This is a genomic window from Microbacterium sp. SMR1, from assembly GCF_003289625.1.
Classification (GTDB): domain Bacteria; phylum Actinomycetota; class Actinomycetes; order Actinomycetales; family Microbacteriaceae; genus Microbacterium; species Microbacterium plantarum.
The window spans coordinates 350398-365297 of sequence record NZ_QMBN01000002.1; the positions used below are offsets into that span (position 1 = coordinate 350398).

At 71.6% G+C, this 14900-nt stretch carries 13 protein-coding genes; 10 read left to right on the top strand and 3 right to left on the bottom strand.

The window, feature by feature from the left end; translation table 11 throughout:
* Nucleotides 1-21 precede the first annotated feature (21 nt).
* Nucleotides 22-1293 carry a phosphoribosylamine--glycine ligase gene (purD, locus tag DO944_RS06340; RefSeq protein WP_112615787.1) on the bottom strand — a complete coding sequence of 424 codons (1272 nt, stop codon included), beginning with the start codon at nucleotides 1291-1293 and terminating at the stop codon, nucleotides 22-24.
* A 35-nt stretch (nucleotides 1294-1328) separates the two neighbouring features.
* On the opposite strand from purD, the gene DO944_RS06345 reads away from it, so the two are divergent.
* The 7 genes from DO944_RS06345 (at nucleotide 1329) to DO944_RS06370 (ending at nucleotide 8980) form a co-directional block, all read left to right on the top strand.
* Nucleotides 1329-1697, top strand: coding sequence for a sterol carrier family protein (locus DO944_RS06345; RefSeq protein WP_023953115.1), 369 nt, complete (start codon nucleotides 1329-1331; stop codon nucleotides 1695-1697).
* Nucleotides 1698-1748: 51 nt separating this feature from the next.
* A complete protein-coding gene (locus DO944_RS15880; RefSeq protein ID WP_023953113.1) occupies nucleotides 1749-2672 on the top strand; it encodes an HtaA domain-containing protein in 924 nt (307 codons plus the stop codon).
* Between the two features lie 2 nt (nucleotides 2673-2674).
* On the top strand, nucleotides 2675-3778 hold the full coding sequence (locus DO944_RS15885; protein WP_258524645.1) for a hemin ABC transporter substrate-binding protein: 1104 nt from the start codon (nucleotides 2675-2677) through the stop codon (nucleotides 3776-3778).
* 41 nt (nucleotides 3779-3819) lie between these two features.
* Entirely contained in the window at nucleotides 3820-4824 is a 1005-nt protein-coding gene (locus DO944_RS15890) for an iron ABC transporter permease (protein ID WP_309300099.1), read from the top strand.
* Nucleotides 4815-5606, top strand: a complete 792-nt coding sequence (locus tag DO944_RS06360; protein ID WP_396652020.1) for a heme ABC transporter ATP-binding protein — start codon at nucleotides 4815-4817, stop codon at nucleotides 5604-5606. The genes DO944_RS15890 and DO944_RS06360 overlap by 10 nt, the downstream gene beginning before the upstream one ends.
* A gap of 101 nt (nucleotides 5607-5707) precedes the next feature.
* Nucleotides 5708-8593 (top strand): HtaA domain-containing protein, encoded by a 2886-nt coding sequence (locus tag DO944_RS06365; protein WP_112615789.1) that lies wholly within the window; start codon nucleotides 5708-5710, stop codon nucleotides 8591-8593.
* Between the two features lie 63 nt (nucleotides 8594-8656).
* Complete coding sequence (locus tag DO944_RS06370) at nucleotides 8657-8980, top strand: potassium transporter Trk (RefSeq protein WP_112615791.1); 324 nt, start codon at nucleotides 8657-8659, stop codon at nucleotides 8978-8980.
* 21 nt (nucleotides 8981-9001) lie between these two features.
* Here the strand turns inward: DO944_RS06370 and DO944_RS06375 are convergent, their stop codons facing one another.
* Nucleotides 9002-9613, bottom strand: coding sequence for a zinc-binding alcohol dehydrogenase (locus tag DO944_RS06375; RefSeq protein ID WP_112615793.1), 612 nt, complete (start codon nucleotides 9611-9613; stop codon nucleotides 9002-9004).
* A gap of 73 nt (nucleotides 9614-9686) precedes the next feature.
* The gene (gene nagE, locus DO944_RS06380) at nucleotides 9687-11606 is read right to left on the bottom strand and encodes an N-acetylglucosamine-specific PTS transporter subunit IIBC (RefSeq protein ID WP_112615795.1); all 1920 of its coding nucleotides are present in this window, start codon (nucleotides 11604-11606) and stop codon (nucleotides 9687-9689) included.
* 98 nt (nucleotides 11607-11704) lie between these two features.
* On the opposite strand from nagE, the gene DO944_RS06385 reads away from it, so the two are divergent.
* The 3 genes from DO944_RS06385 (at nucleotide 11705) to purM (ending at nucleotide 14899) form a co-directional block, all read left to right on the top strand.
* The gene (locus tag DO944_RS06385) at nucleotides 11705-12850 is read left to right on the top strand and encodes an ROK family transcriptional regulator (protein ID WP_112615797.1); all 1146 of its coding nucleotides are present in this window, start codon (nucleotides 11705-11707) and stop codon (nucleotides 12848-12850) included.
* A gap of 50 nt (nucleotides 12851-12900) precedes the next feature.
* On the top strand, nucleotides 12901-13686 hold the full coding sequence (gene nagB / locus DO944_RS06390) for a glucosamine-6-phosphate deaminase (RefSeq protein ID WP_112615799.1): 786 nt from the start codon (nucleotides 12901-12903) through the stop codon (nucleotides 13684-13686).
* A 94-nt stretch (nucleotides 13687-13780) separates the two neighbouring features.
* Nucleotides 13781-14899: a phosphoribosylformylglycinamidine cyclo-ligase gene (gene purM / locus DO944_RS06395; protein ID WP_114588936.1), complete on the top strand. Its 1119-nt coding sequence runs from the start codon at nucleotides 13781-13783 to the stop codon at nucleotides 14897-14899.
* Nucleotide 14900 lies beyond the last annotated feature (1 nt).

Consider the following 14900-nt stretch of genomic DNA (forward strand, 5'->3'; position numbering starts at 1 on the left):
CGGGCCGCCCGTGCCGTGGATTCAGTCCGCGACGCGGGCGGCGATGTCGGTGCGGTGGTGCGAGCCTTCGAGGCTGATCTCCGCGAGGGCGCGGTAGGCGCGGTCGCGAGCCTCGGTGAAGTCGGCGCCGCGTGCGACGACGTTGAGCACGCGTCCACCCGTGGCGACGAGCCCGTCGACCGACTCGGCGGTCGCAGCGTGCGCGAGGTGCACGCTTTCGACGGATGCCGCGGCGTCGAGCCCCGTCAGCGCCCGGCCGGTCACCGGGTTGTCGGGGTAGCCCTCGCTCGCGAGCACGACGGTGACGGCGGCATCGTCCGAGAACGTCGGATCGGGCTCGGACTCCAGTCGCCCGCTCGCCGCGGCCATCAGCAGCTCCGAGAGCGGCGAGGTCAGCCGCGCGAGCACCACCTGCGTCTCGGGGTCGCCGAACCGCGCGTTGAACTCGATCACCTTGATGCCCGACTCGGTGAGGATGAGGCCCGCGTAGAGCAGGCCGATGAACGGTGTGCCCTCGGCGTCGAGGTGGCGGATGACGGGCTCGGCCACGTCGCGCGTGACCTCGGCGACGAATCCGGCCTCGCTGCCGAACCGGTCGGCGAGCCAGGGGAGCGGCGAGTAGGCGCCCATGCCCCCGGTGTTCGGGCCGGCGTCGCCGTCGTAGGCGCGCTTGTAGTCCTGCGCCGGGCTCAGGGCTCGGACGGTGTCGCCGTCCGAGACGAAGAAGAGCGACACCTCGGGGCCGGCGAGGAACTCCTCGATCAGCACTGGGCCGCTCGAGAGGTAGGTGTCGGCGTGGGCGAGCGCCGCCTCACGGTCGTCGGTGACGATGACGCCCTTGCCGGCGGCGAGGCCGTCGGCTTTGACCACATGGGGGGTGCCGAGCTCGTCGAGCGCCGTCTCGACCTCGGCACGGCTCCGCGCCCGCACGGCGCGCCCGGTGGGCACGCCGGCCTCGTCCATGACGCGCTTGGCGAACGCCTTCGATCCTTCGAGCTGCGCGGCGACCTTGCCGGGGCCGAAGACGGGGATGCCGCGCTCGCGCAGCGCATCGGCGACACCGGCGATGAGCGGGGCCTCCGGCCCGACGATGACCAGATCGACGTTGGCGCTGCCGGCGAACTCCGTCACGGCGACCGGGTCGTTCTGGTCGAGGCCCGGGACGATCTCGGCATCGCGGGCGATGCCGGCGTTGCCGGGGGCCGCGAGCAGGTCGTGACCTGCGCCTTCCGCGGCGAGAGCGAGGATGATGGCGTGCTCGCGCGCGCCCGAGCCGAGGACCAGGATCTTCACCCGGCCAGCCTACCGACCGGGCTAGCGTGGAACCCATGGCCCGCAGCATCCTCACCGCCGATGGCCGCGCCGCGCTCGCCGCCGTCGCCGCCGCCGATGCGTCCGGCGAGAAGCCCGCTCGAACCGACCTGGCGACCGCCGTGCGCTACCTGTTGCAGCTGCTCGTCGAGAAGGCGCCCGGCAACTCGGTCGAGATGCGCGTGCCGCCGTTCGGTGCCGTCCAGGTCGTCGAGGGGCCGCGGCACACGCGCGGCACCCCGCCGAACGTCGTCGAGACGGATGCCGCGACCTGGATCGCCCTCGCCCTCGGCGACCTCGCCTGGGCGGATGCCGCCGCCGCGGGCCGGCTGCGCGCGTCGGGCACCCGCGCCGATCTCGGGGCGCTGCTGCCACTGCGACCCTGACACCGGCTCCGATAAGGTTAGGCAAGCCTGACCTTATCTCTGGAGTCTGCTGTGCGCTCTTCCCTTCTGTCCCGCGCGCCCCTCGGGGTGCTCGCCGCTGCGTCGATCGTCCTCGGTGTCGCGAGCCCCGCCCTCGCGATCGGCGACGCCGCGCCCGTCGAGCAGCGGACCGCCGCGACCTCGCCGCCCGTCTGCGACATCACCGACGCGACCATCACGTGGGGCTTCAAGGAGTCGTTCCGCTCGTACATCTCCGGCTCCATCGCGAAGGGTGCGTGGGAGCCGTTCGGCGGCGTGGGTTACGAGACGCCCGCGTTCACCTGGACCGGTGGCACGGGCAGCTACGACCCCGCGACCGGCGCCGGCTCGATCGCCTTCCCCGGCGGCATCCGGTTCACCGGGCACGGCGGCCTGCTCGACTCGACGGTGCAGAACGTCACGCTCGAGATCGCGCCGGCGGCGGGGCGTGTTCTCGTCGACCTCGCCGGAGTCTCGATGGAGAGCGCGCTCGCCGGCGACGACACCGTCGTCACGACACCCCAGGTGCCGTTCGTGACCGTCGACCTGGCGGGTCTGGAGAACACGGTCTCGGGAGAAGCCCTCACTCTCGCCGCCGCGGATGCCGCCACCGCGATCACCGAGGAGGGGTTCGCCGCCTTCGGCAACTACGAGACCGGCACCGCCTTCGACCCCCTGTCGTTCACCGCGAGCGGTGTGTGCGCGGCTGCCACCCCGACGGCAGACCCATCGCCCGTCGTCGATGCATCACCCGCCGCGGATGCCGCGGAGGCGGGCGATGACGAGAGCGGATCGAGCGGCGCGCTGCCGGTCGCGCTCTTCGCCGCTATCGGCGGCGCGCTCGTCGCGACGATCGGCGGGTCGACCGCAGCGATCGTCGCCTCGCGCCGCAAGCAGCGGAAGGCGCGTGCCGGCGGTGGGCCCGCCGATCACGCCGACGAAGGGCCGGCCGCGTGAAGATGCGGCGACTCCTCGTCGCGGCGCTCGCCGCTGCTGCCCTGTCGCTCAGCGCCTGCGCTCCGGCTGCGCCGTCTCACGGCGAGGCGGCGGGCCAGGTCGTGATCGACCGACCCCCGCTGAGCGAATTGGCGCCGGTGACCGACCCGCGCTCGCTCGAGGGCCCCACGACCGCCGTCCTCGCCGACGCCGCGGTCGAGCCGGTCGTGACGGATCCCACCCAGAGCCTGCCCGTCACCGTGAGCTCGCAGGATCTCACCGGCGACGTCGAGGTGACGGTGACGGACACCTCGCGCATCATCGCGATGGACCTCTCCGGTTCGCTGGCCGCGACCGTCTGGGGCCTGGGCCTCGGCGGCGAGCTCGTCGGCCGCGACGTCTCGACGACGTTCCCCGGCGCGGCGGACCTGCCGGTCGTCACGGGCAGCGGACACACCGTCAACGCCGAGTCGATCATCGGCCTCGCCCCCACCCTCGTCATCACCGACGGCAGCATCGGACCGGTCGACGTCGTGCAGCAACTGCGGGATGTCGGCATCACGGTGGTCTTCGTCGAGCGCTCCGCCTCGTTCGACGGTGCCGCCGATCTCGCGCGGACGGTGGGCGAGGTGCTCGGCGTACCCGACGCGGGCGAGCAGCTCGCCCAGCGCATCGCGAGCGAGGTCGACCAGACGCGTGCCCAGATCGCCGCGTTTGCGCCGGCGGCCGCGGCGGACCGGCTGCGCATGGTCTTCCTCTACCTGCGCGGCACGGCGGGGGTGTACTACCTCTTCGGCTCCGAATCGGGCGCCGCCGAGCTCATCGCCGCGCTCGGCGGCGTCGACGTCGCCGGCGAGCTCGGCTGGAACGGCATGCAGCCGCTCACCGACGAAGCCATGGTCGCCGCCGACCCCGACCTCATCCTCGTGATGACCGCCGGGCTCGAATCGGTCGGCGGCGTCGACGGTCTGCTCTCCGACAAGCCCGCGATCGCGCTGACCGCAGCCGGCCAGCATCGCCGCTTCGTCGACATGGCGGACGGACAGATCCTGTCGTTCGGGCCGCGCAGCGCGGGGGTGCTCGACGCGCTGGCACGCGCTGTCTACGCGCCCGATCCCGCCTCGTGAGCGGGCGTGCCGCTGGGCGCCGCGGAGTTCTCGTCGCGATCGTGAGCGCGGTGCTGCTCGTCGTGGGCGTCGTGCTCTCGGCCGGGCTCGGTCAGCTGCCGGTCGGTCCCGCCGAGGTCGTGGGCTCCGTCCTCCGTGCCCTCGGCATGCCCGGCTCGTGGGCGCCGACCGAGCCGCTCATCGAGCAGACGCTGTGGCAGATCCGTTTCCCGCGCGTCGCGATGTCGCTTCTGGTCGGTGCGCTGCTCGCGGTCGCCGGTGCCGTCATGCAGGCGATCTTCGCGAACCCGCTCGCCGAGCCGGGCGTCGTCGGCGTCTCGTCGGGCGCGGCCGTCGGCGCTGCCGCAGCGATCACGCTCGGCTTCTCGTTCCTCGGTCCGTGGTCGATCGCGGTCTGCGCCTTCGCGGGCGGTCTCGTCGCGACCTTGGTCGTGTATGCCGCTGCCCGCGCGCAGGGCCGGACCGAGTCGATCACGCTCATCCTGACGGGCATCGCCGTCAATGCGTTCGCGGGGGCCGCGCTGGCCCTCCTGATGTTCGCGGGAGACACGGCGTCGCGCGAGCAGATCGTGTTCTGGCAGCTGGGCTCGATGAACGGCTCGCGCTGGACGGAGGTCGCGGTCGTCGCCCTCGTCGGAGCGCTCGGCACCGCGGCATCCCTCGCTCTCGCGCGCCGCTACGACCTTCTGGCGCTCGGCGATCGCACCGCCGCCCACCTCGGTGTGCGCGTCGAGGCGCTGCGGGTCGGGTCGATCGTCCTCGTCGCCCTGCTGACCGGCGTCGCCGTCGCGTTCGTCGGCATCATCGCGTTCGTCGGCCTCGTCGTGCCCCACATCATCCGCATGCTGGTCGGGCCCGCGCACCGGGGGCTCATCGCCCTCTCGGCGCTCGGCGGGGGCGTCGTGCTCGTCTACGCCGATCTCCTCGCGCGGACCATCGTCGTCTCTGCAGACCTGCCGATCGGCATCCTCACGTCGCTCGTGGGCGGACCGTTCTTCTTCTGGCTCATCCGCCGCACCCGCCGCACCGCCGGGGGCTGGTCGTGACGGGCGTGGCCGTCGAGGTGCGGCACGCGAGCTTGCGATCGGGTGAGGCGACGATCCTCGACGACGTGACGACGGATGTCGGCTACGGCCGGCTGCTCGCTCTCGTCGGGCCCAACGGCGCCGGAAAGTCGAGCCTGCTCTCCCTGCTGACAGGCGACCGCGCGCCCACCTCGGGCGCGGTGCATCTCGACGGGCGTCCGGCGGGCGAGTGGTCGGCCCGCGAGCTGTCGCGGCGACGGTCGGTGCTGCTGCAGTCGAACCAGGTCGCCTTCTCGTTCACCGCGGGCCAGGTGGTCGCGATGGGGCGCACTCCTTGGATCGGAACCGAGCGCGCCCGCCTCGACGACGCTCGTATCGCCGAAGCCGTCGAGCGAGCGGATGTCGCACACCTGCTCCATCGCGCCTACCCGTCGCTCTCGGGTGGCGAGAAGGCGCGTGTCTCGCTGGCTCGAGTACTCGCGCAGGACACCCCCGTCGTGCTGCTCGATGAGCCGACCGCAGCCCTCGACCTCCGGCACCAGGAAGAGGTCCTCCGCGTCGCGCGGCGGCTCGCGCGGGATGGGCGCGCGGTGGTCGTGGTGCTGCACGACCTGTCGCTCGCCGCGGCATACGCCGACGAGGTCGCGATGATCGACGGCGGCCGGCTCGTCGCTCGGGGGAACCCGCGCGACGTGTTGACCGCGGACCGGGTCGAGGCCGTCTACGGCACCCCGGTGCGCGTGCTCGACGACCCCGACACCGGCCGTCCGGTCATCCTGCCGCGCCGTCACGCCGAGCGATGACTATCAGGGACTTCACAAACTTCGATTAGGTAAGGCTAAGCTAACTATCGTCGCGTGCCCGACGCGCGAGCTTCACCTGCATCGAGATTCGGAGGGTTCCCATGCTGAGAACCAGGAGGGCGGCGCTGCAGCGTCCGCTCGCGAGCGTGCTGACCGGCGCGCTCGTCGCCATGGCCGCCGTCGTCGGCGTCGCCGCGCCGGCAACGGCCGCCGGCCCCACCCTGACGACGTCGACCACCGTCGTCGCGAACGAGAAGATCACGGTCGCCATCACCGGCACCGGCTTCGAGGTCGCTCCCCAGTACCCGGGTCAGCCGAGCCGGCACGCCTACGTCGCCCTCGTCGAGAAGGGCGATCTGACGGTCGACCAGGCGACCACGCCCAACGCCTCGCTCGACGTGTCCGCCGCGGGTGAGATCACCGGAAGCCTCGAGCAGATCGCGAGCGAGCTCGACCCCTCGAAGGCCTACGAGGTCATCTCGTGGCCGTCGCGTTCGTTCCCTACCGAGGCGAACCTCCTCGCCCGCGCCGAGGTCTCGATCGACTGGAACGCGCTCTTCCCGGCCGTCGCCGAGTCGACCACGACGACCCTGTCGGCCTCACCCGGTGGCACAGCCGTCGAGGGCGCCGACGTCACCCTGACGGCGACGGTCTCGCCCGCGGCATCCGGGTCGGTGTCCTTCACGGCCGGTGACGCATCGCTCGGCTCGGCTCCGGTCGACGGGGGCGTCGCGAGCATCATCACCTCGTCGCTCGCCGTCGGCACGCACAGCATCGCGGCCGCGTTCACCCCGGCCGACGCCACGGCCTATTCCGCCTCGACCGCACCGGCGCTGAGCTACGCGGTCACCGCGAAGGCGACCGAGCCCGAGACCCCGGTGCGGGTCCCCACCCTCACGCTGTCGAAGTCGACGGGGCTCGACCCCGCGGGCGAGGAGATCACTGTCAGGGGCACGGGCTACGACCCCGCCCAGCCGATCTACCTCACGACCTGCACCGACCGCCCGCTCGCAGAGGTCGACTTCGCCTTCATCGTAGCGGGATGCACGAGAGGTGCGAAGCTCGTCACGTCGAACCCGACCACGGCGACGATGGTGAAGTTCACGGAGGACGGATCGTTCGAGACCACGCTGACGGTCGCGCCGAAGGGCGACACCACGGCGATCTACACGATCGCCGATCACAGCGGCATGGCCAACCGCACCCAGGACGCGAAGGTGGTCGTGTCGTTCGCGACGACGCCGACCGAGCCGCTCCCCGCGCCGACGCTCACGGTCACCCCGAACACGGATGTCGACCCGAGCGGTGCCACGCTGACCGTTGAGGGACGCAACTACCGCCAGAGCGAGGTGGGAGCCGGATTCGCGCTGCGCTTCGGCTGGGTCGCCGAGACCTGGAAGCCCACCGACGGTGCCGCGGATGCCGCGCGCCCGTCGGTCTCATACGTCCGCGTGTCGGGCGATCCGACCGGCGCCGCCAACCTCCCGTGGACCGAGAACGCCGACGGCACGGTCGACTTCACGTGGACCGTCCGGGTCGATGAGAAGTCCGCGAACGAGAAGCGCCCCGGCGACGACTACCGCCTCGGTGTCTTCACCTTCGGCAACAAGGCGTCGCAGGGCCTGCAGCCCGACAACGAGCTCTTCGTGCCCGTGACGTGGGCCGCGGTCGCGCCGCAGCCCGAGCCGACGAAGAACCCGAGGATCACGGTGACACCGAACGCCGACCTCGACCCGGCCGTGGCCAACACGCTCACGGTCTCGGGCACCGGTTTCGTCGGCGACAGCGCCGTGAACGGTGCGTACGTCGTCTTCGGCGAGAAGTCGCTCTGGGCCGGCGCCGGCCCGCTGCCCGCCGAGGGCTGGGTGCAGCTGGCCTGGGTGCGCCCGGGCTCGATCGTGGGCGGCGCGTTCACCGTCGACCTGACCGTCCCCGCCGGCTCGCTCGACCCGACGAAGAGCTACCACGTCGCCACCTCCGCGGCGCATGCGCTGTCGATCACCGACCGCACGCTCGACACCTTCGCCGACGTCACCGTCGCGCAGCCGACGGCCCCGTTCGTCGCGTTCGCGGGATCGGCGACGGTCGCCCAGGGCGGCGTGCTCGAGTTCACCGGCGGCGGCTTCGCGCCCGGTGACGTCGTCACGGCCGTGGCGCACTCCGAGCCGGTCACGATCGGCACGGCGACGGCGGATGCCGGCGGACGCGTGTCGTTCTCGTGGGCGGTTCCCGCCGGCTTCGCGACGGGCGACCACACGCTCGAGCTGAGCGTCGGAGGTGCCGTCGCGGCATCCGCGCCCTTCCGGGTCACGGCTGCCGCTGTCGCCGCAGCCGTCGAGTCGCCGGCCGCGCCGTCGTGCGTCGCCCGGTCGGTCTCGGGAGCGACGATCGAGTGGGGTGTGAAGGAGTCGTACCGCTCGTACATCACGGGCCCGATCGCCAAGGGAGAGATCTCCGGCGGCTGGGGCACCGGCTCGGGTGCGTACAGCCCCGAGAACGACCGCGGCCGCGTCAGCTTCGGCGGCTCGGTGCACTACACCGGCCACAGCGGTCTGCTCGACATGACCCTGTCGAACCCGCGCGTGCAGATCACCGGCGCGAACACCGCCTCGCTGATCGTGAACGTGCAGTCCAGGGGATACAACGGGTCGCCCGACGTGAACGCGAACGGCGTCGTCTTCGCGACGCTCTCGCTGCCCGCCGCCACGACGACGGCGAATCGGATCAGCTGGACGGGTGCATCGGCCACGCTGACGGCCGCGGGCGCCGAGGCCTTCGCCGGCTTCTACTCGGCCGGTGAGGCCCTCGATCCCGTGAGCATCACGTTCCCGCTCGGCGCCGAGGTGCCGTGCGACGCATCGACCGACGCGACCCTCGCCGCGACCGGCGGGCAGGCTCCCGTCGACACCCTCTGGCTGGGTGCCGGGATGCTGCTGATCGGCGCGCTCGCCGTGTCGTTCACGCGTCGCCGCCGCAGCGCGCTCTGACGACTCGCTGAGCCCTCTCGTCGCACCGCCCGGGCATTGCTCGGGCGGTGCGACAATGGACTCATGGCTGAGGAGATCACCGAACGGGTCGAGTCGGCGCGCGTGCGTCGCGTGCCCAAGTACAGCGTGTTCCTCCTGCTCGGCGCCGCGGCGGGCATCATCGTCGCGCTGGCCCTGACGTTCGGCATCCCGGACGAGGGAGTCAGCACCAACACCGGCCTGCAGTACTCCGCGGGTCAGGTGTTCGGGTTCATCGCGCTCGGCGCCATCCCGGTCTGTATGGCGATCGCGGGCGTCATCGCCCTCGTGCTCGACCGCGCCGCACGTCGCCGCACGCGCGAGGTGCGCATCCTGCACGAGCGCGTGCGCACCGTCGACGACGCCTGACCCGGGCTCGCGCGCGCGAGGTCAGGCGATCTCGGCGATGATCGGTGCGATCGCGGCGTCGAAGGCCACGACGTCGCTGCGCAGACCGTCGGTGACGGCGATCGTGAGCGCGCCGATCCACCACACGCCGCGCTGGCTCAGCGGCAGCACCTGCACGTTCAGCTCGAACGAGTGCGCCCGCCGCCCGATGCGGCGCTCGTGCTGGGCGAGCGCCCCGGCGTACGCGCGGTAGGCGACGGCGCCGACGCCTGACGAGCGCGATGTGTATCGGGCGTGCACGTCACGCGCGAAGGAGACCGCCTCCGCCGCATGCGGACGCATCTCGCGCTCGAGTCGCTCGAATCCCTCGGTGGGCAACGCGACGAGCGTGTCGAAACCCTCGACCAGGTCGAGCGGCACAGGGGAGGGATGCGCGAGCGGCTCGACCGTCATCTCCCAGTACGCTCGCCACTGCCGCTCGAGCTCGGACTGCGTCTCGGGGTCGCGCTCGACGGGTGTCGGCTCTATCCCACGCAGGTGGGGCAGCTCATCCGGAGTGCGGATGCCGAGCGCCTGGCGCAGGTACAGCGCGACGACGACCGAGGGCGCGGCATCCTCCCGCACCACCCACTCGGGAGTCTTCGCCGCGCTCATGGCGCCAGTTTAGAGCGGGGGTGGCGGGGTGCGGCCGGTGCCGAGGCGATGACGCTCGGCACCGGCCGCTCCGTCACTCGAACTCGATCGACGCGTGCTCGTTGTTCAGCACGATGACCGGTGTGATGGGGGAGTAGCCCGCCCCGCGGATGACGCTCGTGTCGATGCGGAGCAGCGGGTGTCCCGCGTGGACGCCCTCGCCCTGCTGGACGAGCGCCTGGAACCCGCGCCCCTGGAGGTCGACGGTGTCGATGCCCACGTGGATCAGCAGCTCGGTGCCGTCGTCGAGGGTCATCCCCACGGCGTGGCCCGTGGGGAACACGGTGGTCACGATGCCGTCGGCTGGCGCCACGACCGTGTCGCCGGCCGGGTCGATCGCGAGGCCGGGGCCCATCGTCCCCTGCGCGAACATGGGGTCGGGAACCTCCGCGAGCGGCACGACCGTGCCGGCGATCGGCTGACGCAGCCGCACCACCGCGGGGGCGGTGGTCGTCACCGTGCCCGCGCCCTGCGGTGCCGAGGATGCCGCGGGCGGCTCGACCTCGCGGCCGGCGAGCACGTCGTCCATCGCGTCCTTCACGAACTGCACGTTGAGCCCGTAGACCACCTGCACCGACTTCGCGCCGGAGATCATCGTGCCCGCGGCTCCGGCACGCTTGAGCGCGTCGCTGTCGACACGCGACGTGTCGGCGACCTCGAGCCGCAGGCGGGTGGCGCAGTTGTCGAGCTGGACGATGTTGTCCTTACCGCCGAGGCCCGCGATCATCTTCTCCGCGGTGGGGCCGTAGCCCGCGTCGCGGCCTGCGGTCGCGGCATCCGCGTCGAGCGCGTCGTCGTCTTCGCGGCCCGGCGTCTTGAGCCGGAACTTCAGGATGAGGAACCGGAACACCAGGAAGTAGACGACGAACCAGAAGACGCCCATCACGGGGATCATCCAGGGGTTCTGCGCCAGCGGGTTGAACCAGCCCAGCACCAGATCGATGAAGCCCGCCGAGAAGCCGAAGCCCATCCGGGTCGGAAGCAGCGCGGCGATGAAGACCGAAATGCCGGTGAAGACGGCGTGGACGAGGTAGAGCCACGGCGCGAGGAACATGAAGGAGAACTCGAGGGGCTCGGTGATGCCGACGAAGAACGCGGCGACGGCCGACGAGAGCAGGATGCCCGCCACCACCTTCTTGCGCTTGTCCTTCGCGGTCACGTACATCGCCAGGGCAGCGCCCGGCAGGCCGAACATCATGATCGGGAAGAACCCGGTCATGTATTGGCCGGTGACCCCGTAGACACCGTCGCCGTTCGCGCCGCCGAGGAAGTTGTTGAGGTCGTTGATCCCGGCGACGTCGAACCAGAACACGGAGTTCAGCGCGTGGTGGAGGCCGAAGGGGATGAGCAAGCGGTTGAAGAAGCCGTAGAGGCCAGCGCCCACCGGTCCGAGGGTCGCGATCCACTCGCCGAACATCACGAGGCCGCCGTAGACGAAGGGCCAGACGAACAGCAGCACGACGGCGACGACGAGCGAGATGCCTGCCGTGACGATCGCGACGGAACGCTTGCCCGAGAAGAACGACAGGGCGTCGGGCAGCTTCACGCCCTTGAAGCGGTTATAGGCCCACGCGCCGATGAGGCCGCAGATGATGCCGACGAAGACGTTCTTGATGTTGGTGAACGCGGGATCGACGTCGGCGACGTCAGCGATGCCGAAGAACTGAGCGACGGTGGCAGGGGCGAGGAGCGTCGTGACGGTGAGCCATGAGACGAGGCCCGCCAGAGCGGAAGTGCCATCCGACTTGTTGGCCATGCCGATCGAGATGCCGATGGCGAAGAGGAGCGCCATGTTGTCGAGGATCGCGCCGCCGGCTGCGAGGAGGAACGTCGAGACGATGTTCTCGCCGGCAGCGGCGTCGATCCAGTTGCCGATGCCCATGAGGATGGCGGCGACGGGAAGCACGGCGACCGGCAGCATGATCGACCGGCCGAGTCGTTGGAAGAATTTCACGGGTCACTCCGATGTGCGCGAGGGAACGGGGTTCTGACAGTATTGGTTAAGAACGTTTCCGAATTATTTCTCGGGAACTGTACTCGATCGGGGAACGTATGACTACGACGTCAGCGGAAGGCGCCGCTTCGCGGAGGGCGCGTGGCCGCCGCATCCGTCCCGAGGATGCGCGCAGCAACAACCGTCGCCTCGTCCTGCAGGCGCTCCACCGCGAGGAAGGGTTGTCGCGCGCCGACATCGCGCGTGCGACCGGGCTCTCCCGCGTGACGATCTCCGATCTGGTCGGTGAGCTCGTCGACGAGCAGCTCGTCGTCGAGAGCGGCCGTGGACACCGGTCGGGCCCCGGCGCGCCGTCTCGAGCCCTCGCGCTGGCGCGGTCGTCCCGCAACGTGGTCGCCGTGTCGATCTCGAGCGGCGACACGATCGAGGGCGCCGTCGCCGACCTCGGGGGAACCGTCATCGCGCGCGAGGTCGTCGAGCGCGGCGGGTCGACCGGGGCCGAGGCGCTCGCCGTGCTCGGTGACCTCATCGATCGGCTGGTCCGCACGGCGGAGGCCCCGATCCTCGGGATCGGCGTCTCGACACCGGGCGTCGTCGACGGCGCGGGCGTCGTCCGCGAGTCGTCCCACCTCGACTGGCACGACGTCGCGCTCCGCGGCATCCTGTCCGACCGCACCGGTCTGCCGGTCTCGGTCACCAACGGTCTCAACGCCGCCGGCATGGGCGAGCTGAGCTTCGGCAAGGTCGATCACGATCTGTTGCTCGTCCGGATCGGCGCCGGCGTCGGAGCCGCCGCGATCGTGAACGGCGCGGTCGTCCACGGACGCAACTGGGCCGCGGGCGAGATCGGGCACGTCGTCGTGACGGAGGGCGAGGGCCCCGTCTGCGCGTGCGGCCGCACCGGATGCCTCGAAGCCTGGCTCTCGGTGCCGAAGCTCGAGGCGCAGCTCGCCGCGGCGCCCGACGCCGAGGCCGCTCTGCTCGTTCGCCGCGAGGCGGGGCGGTGCCTCGGCGTCGCGCTGTCACCGCTCGTCGCGACACTCGGGCTGACGGATGTCGTGCTGAGCGGGCCGGCCGAGCTGATCGATGGTGAGCTCATCGGCGCTGCGCGCGACGCGATCGCGGCCCGCGTGCTGCCGATCCTCTTCGACGACCTGACCGTGCGCCTCGCCGAGACCCACGGCGACCTGCGGCTCCGCGGGGCGGCGGCCCTCGTGCTGTCGGAGACCCTCGGGCTCGCCTGAGCCGAGCCCAGGCATCCGCCCTCCCGACCGAACCGAAAGAAGGAAGAGCCATGGCTGAAGTCGTCATCGTCCCCAGCGAGCACGAGGCGGGCCGACTCGTCGGCGACGCGATCGTCGACCTCATCCGGCGGCGCCCCGATGCCGTGCTCGGGCTGGCGACCGGGTCGACGCCGCTCGCGGTGTACCGGCACCTCGCCGAGCGCGTGCGCGGCGAGGACATCGACGTGTCGCGCGTGCGCGGCTTCGCCCTCGACGAGTACGTCGGACTGCCCGCCGGCCACCCGGAGAGCTACCGCAGCGTCATCGAGCGCGAGGTCGTCGAGCCCGTCGGGTTCGATCCGGCCCGCATCGAGGTGCCCCACGGCGACCTCGACGGCATCGAGACGGCAGGCGAGCAGTACGAGGCCGCGATCCGCGCCGCCGGTGGGGTCGACCTGCAGATCCTCGGCATCGGCCGCACCGGCCACATCGGGTTCAACGAGCCGGGCAGCTCGCTCGCCTCGCTGACGCGCGTCAAGACGCTCACCGAGGAGACCCGTGCCGACAACGCCCGGTTCTTCGACTCGCCCGACGACGTTCCGATGCACTGCATCACCCAGGGCATCGGCACCATCCTGCGCGCCCGCCACCTCGTGCTGCTCGCCTTCGGCGAAGCCAAGGCGGATGCCGTCGCCGCCGCCGTCGAGGGCCCGGTCAGCACCTCGGCGCCGGGCTCGGCCGTGCAGCTGCATCCGCGTGTCACCGTCGTCATCGATGAGGCCGCCGCAAGCGCCCTCGCCCAGACGCGCTACTACCGCCACGCGTGGGCCAACAAGCCCGCCTGGCAGGGCATCTGACCCCCGGTCCGTGTCGCGATCGATTCACGAACGATTCGGGCCGCCGAGACACGCCCGGCGCTCGGCCGCTCCACGGGCCGGTACTCTGGATGCCGTGGCCTCGAGTCCCACTGATCCCTATACCCAAGCCGGCGTCGACACCGCGGCGGGAGACCTCGCCGTCGAACTGATGAAGTCGGCGGTCCGGCGAACCCACGGCGACGAAGTCCTCGGGGGTGTCGGCGGCTTCGCCGGCCTCTTCGATGCGAGCGCGCTGCTCGGCTACACGAAGCCGCTGCTGGCGACCTCGACCGACGGCGTCGGCACGAAGGTCGCGATCGCGCAGGCCATCGACAAGCACGACACGATCGGGCAGGACCTGGTCGGCATGGTCGTCGACGACATCGTCGTGGTCGGCGCGAAGCCGCTCTTCATGACCGACTACATCGCGTGCGGCAAGGTCGTGCCCGAGCGCATCGCCGACATCGTGCGCGGCATCGCCGACGGCTGCTCTGCGACGGGCACCGCGCTCGTCGGCGGCGAGACGGCCGAGCACCCGGGTCTTCTGGGCGTGAACGACTACGACGTCGCGGGTGCCGCGACCGGTGTCGTGGAGTCCGAGCAGGTGCTGGGCGCCGACCGGGTGCGGGACGGCGACGTCGTGCTCGCGCTCGCCTCGAGCGGCCCGCACTCCAACGGCTACTCGCTGATCCGTCACATCATCACCGGTGCGGGCATCGGCTACGGCGACCAGGCCGCCGACTTCGGTCGCACCTGGGGCGAGCAGCTGCTCGAGCCGACGCGCCTGTACACCTCGCCGCTGCTGCGCCTGATCGGCGAGCTCGGCGACGGCATCCACTCCCTCAGCCACGTCACGGGCGGGGGCATCGCCGCGAACCTCGCGCGCGTCCTGCCGAAGGACACGTGGGTCGACGTCGATCGCGCGACCTGGTCGCCGTCGCCGGTCTTCCGCGTCCTCGCCGACCTCGGCGGCCTTGAGCTCGAGCGCACCGAAGGCACCTGGAACCTCGGCATCGGCTTCTTCGCTGTCGTGTCGCCGGCCGCAGCGGATGCCGCGATCGCGGCGCTCAGCGCGGATGGCATCGACACCTGGCAGGTCGGTGTCGTCTCGACGGGTCCGCGTCCCGCGGGCGACTACGAACAGGGCGCCAAGGGCGTCGACGGCGGAGCAGTGCGTCTCGTCGGCGGTTACCGCGAAGCAGGAGCGAACTGAC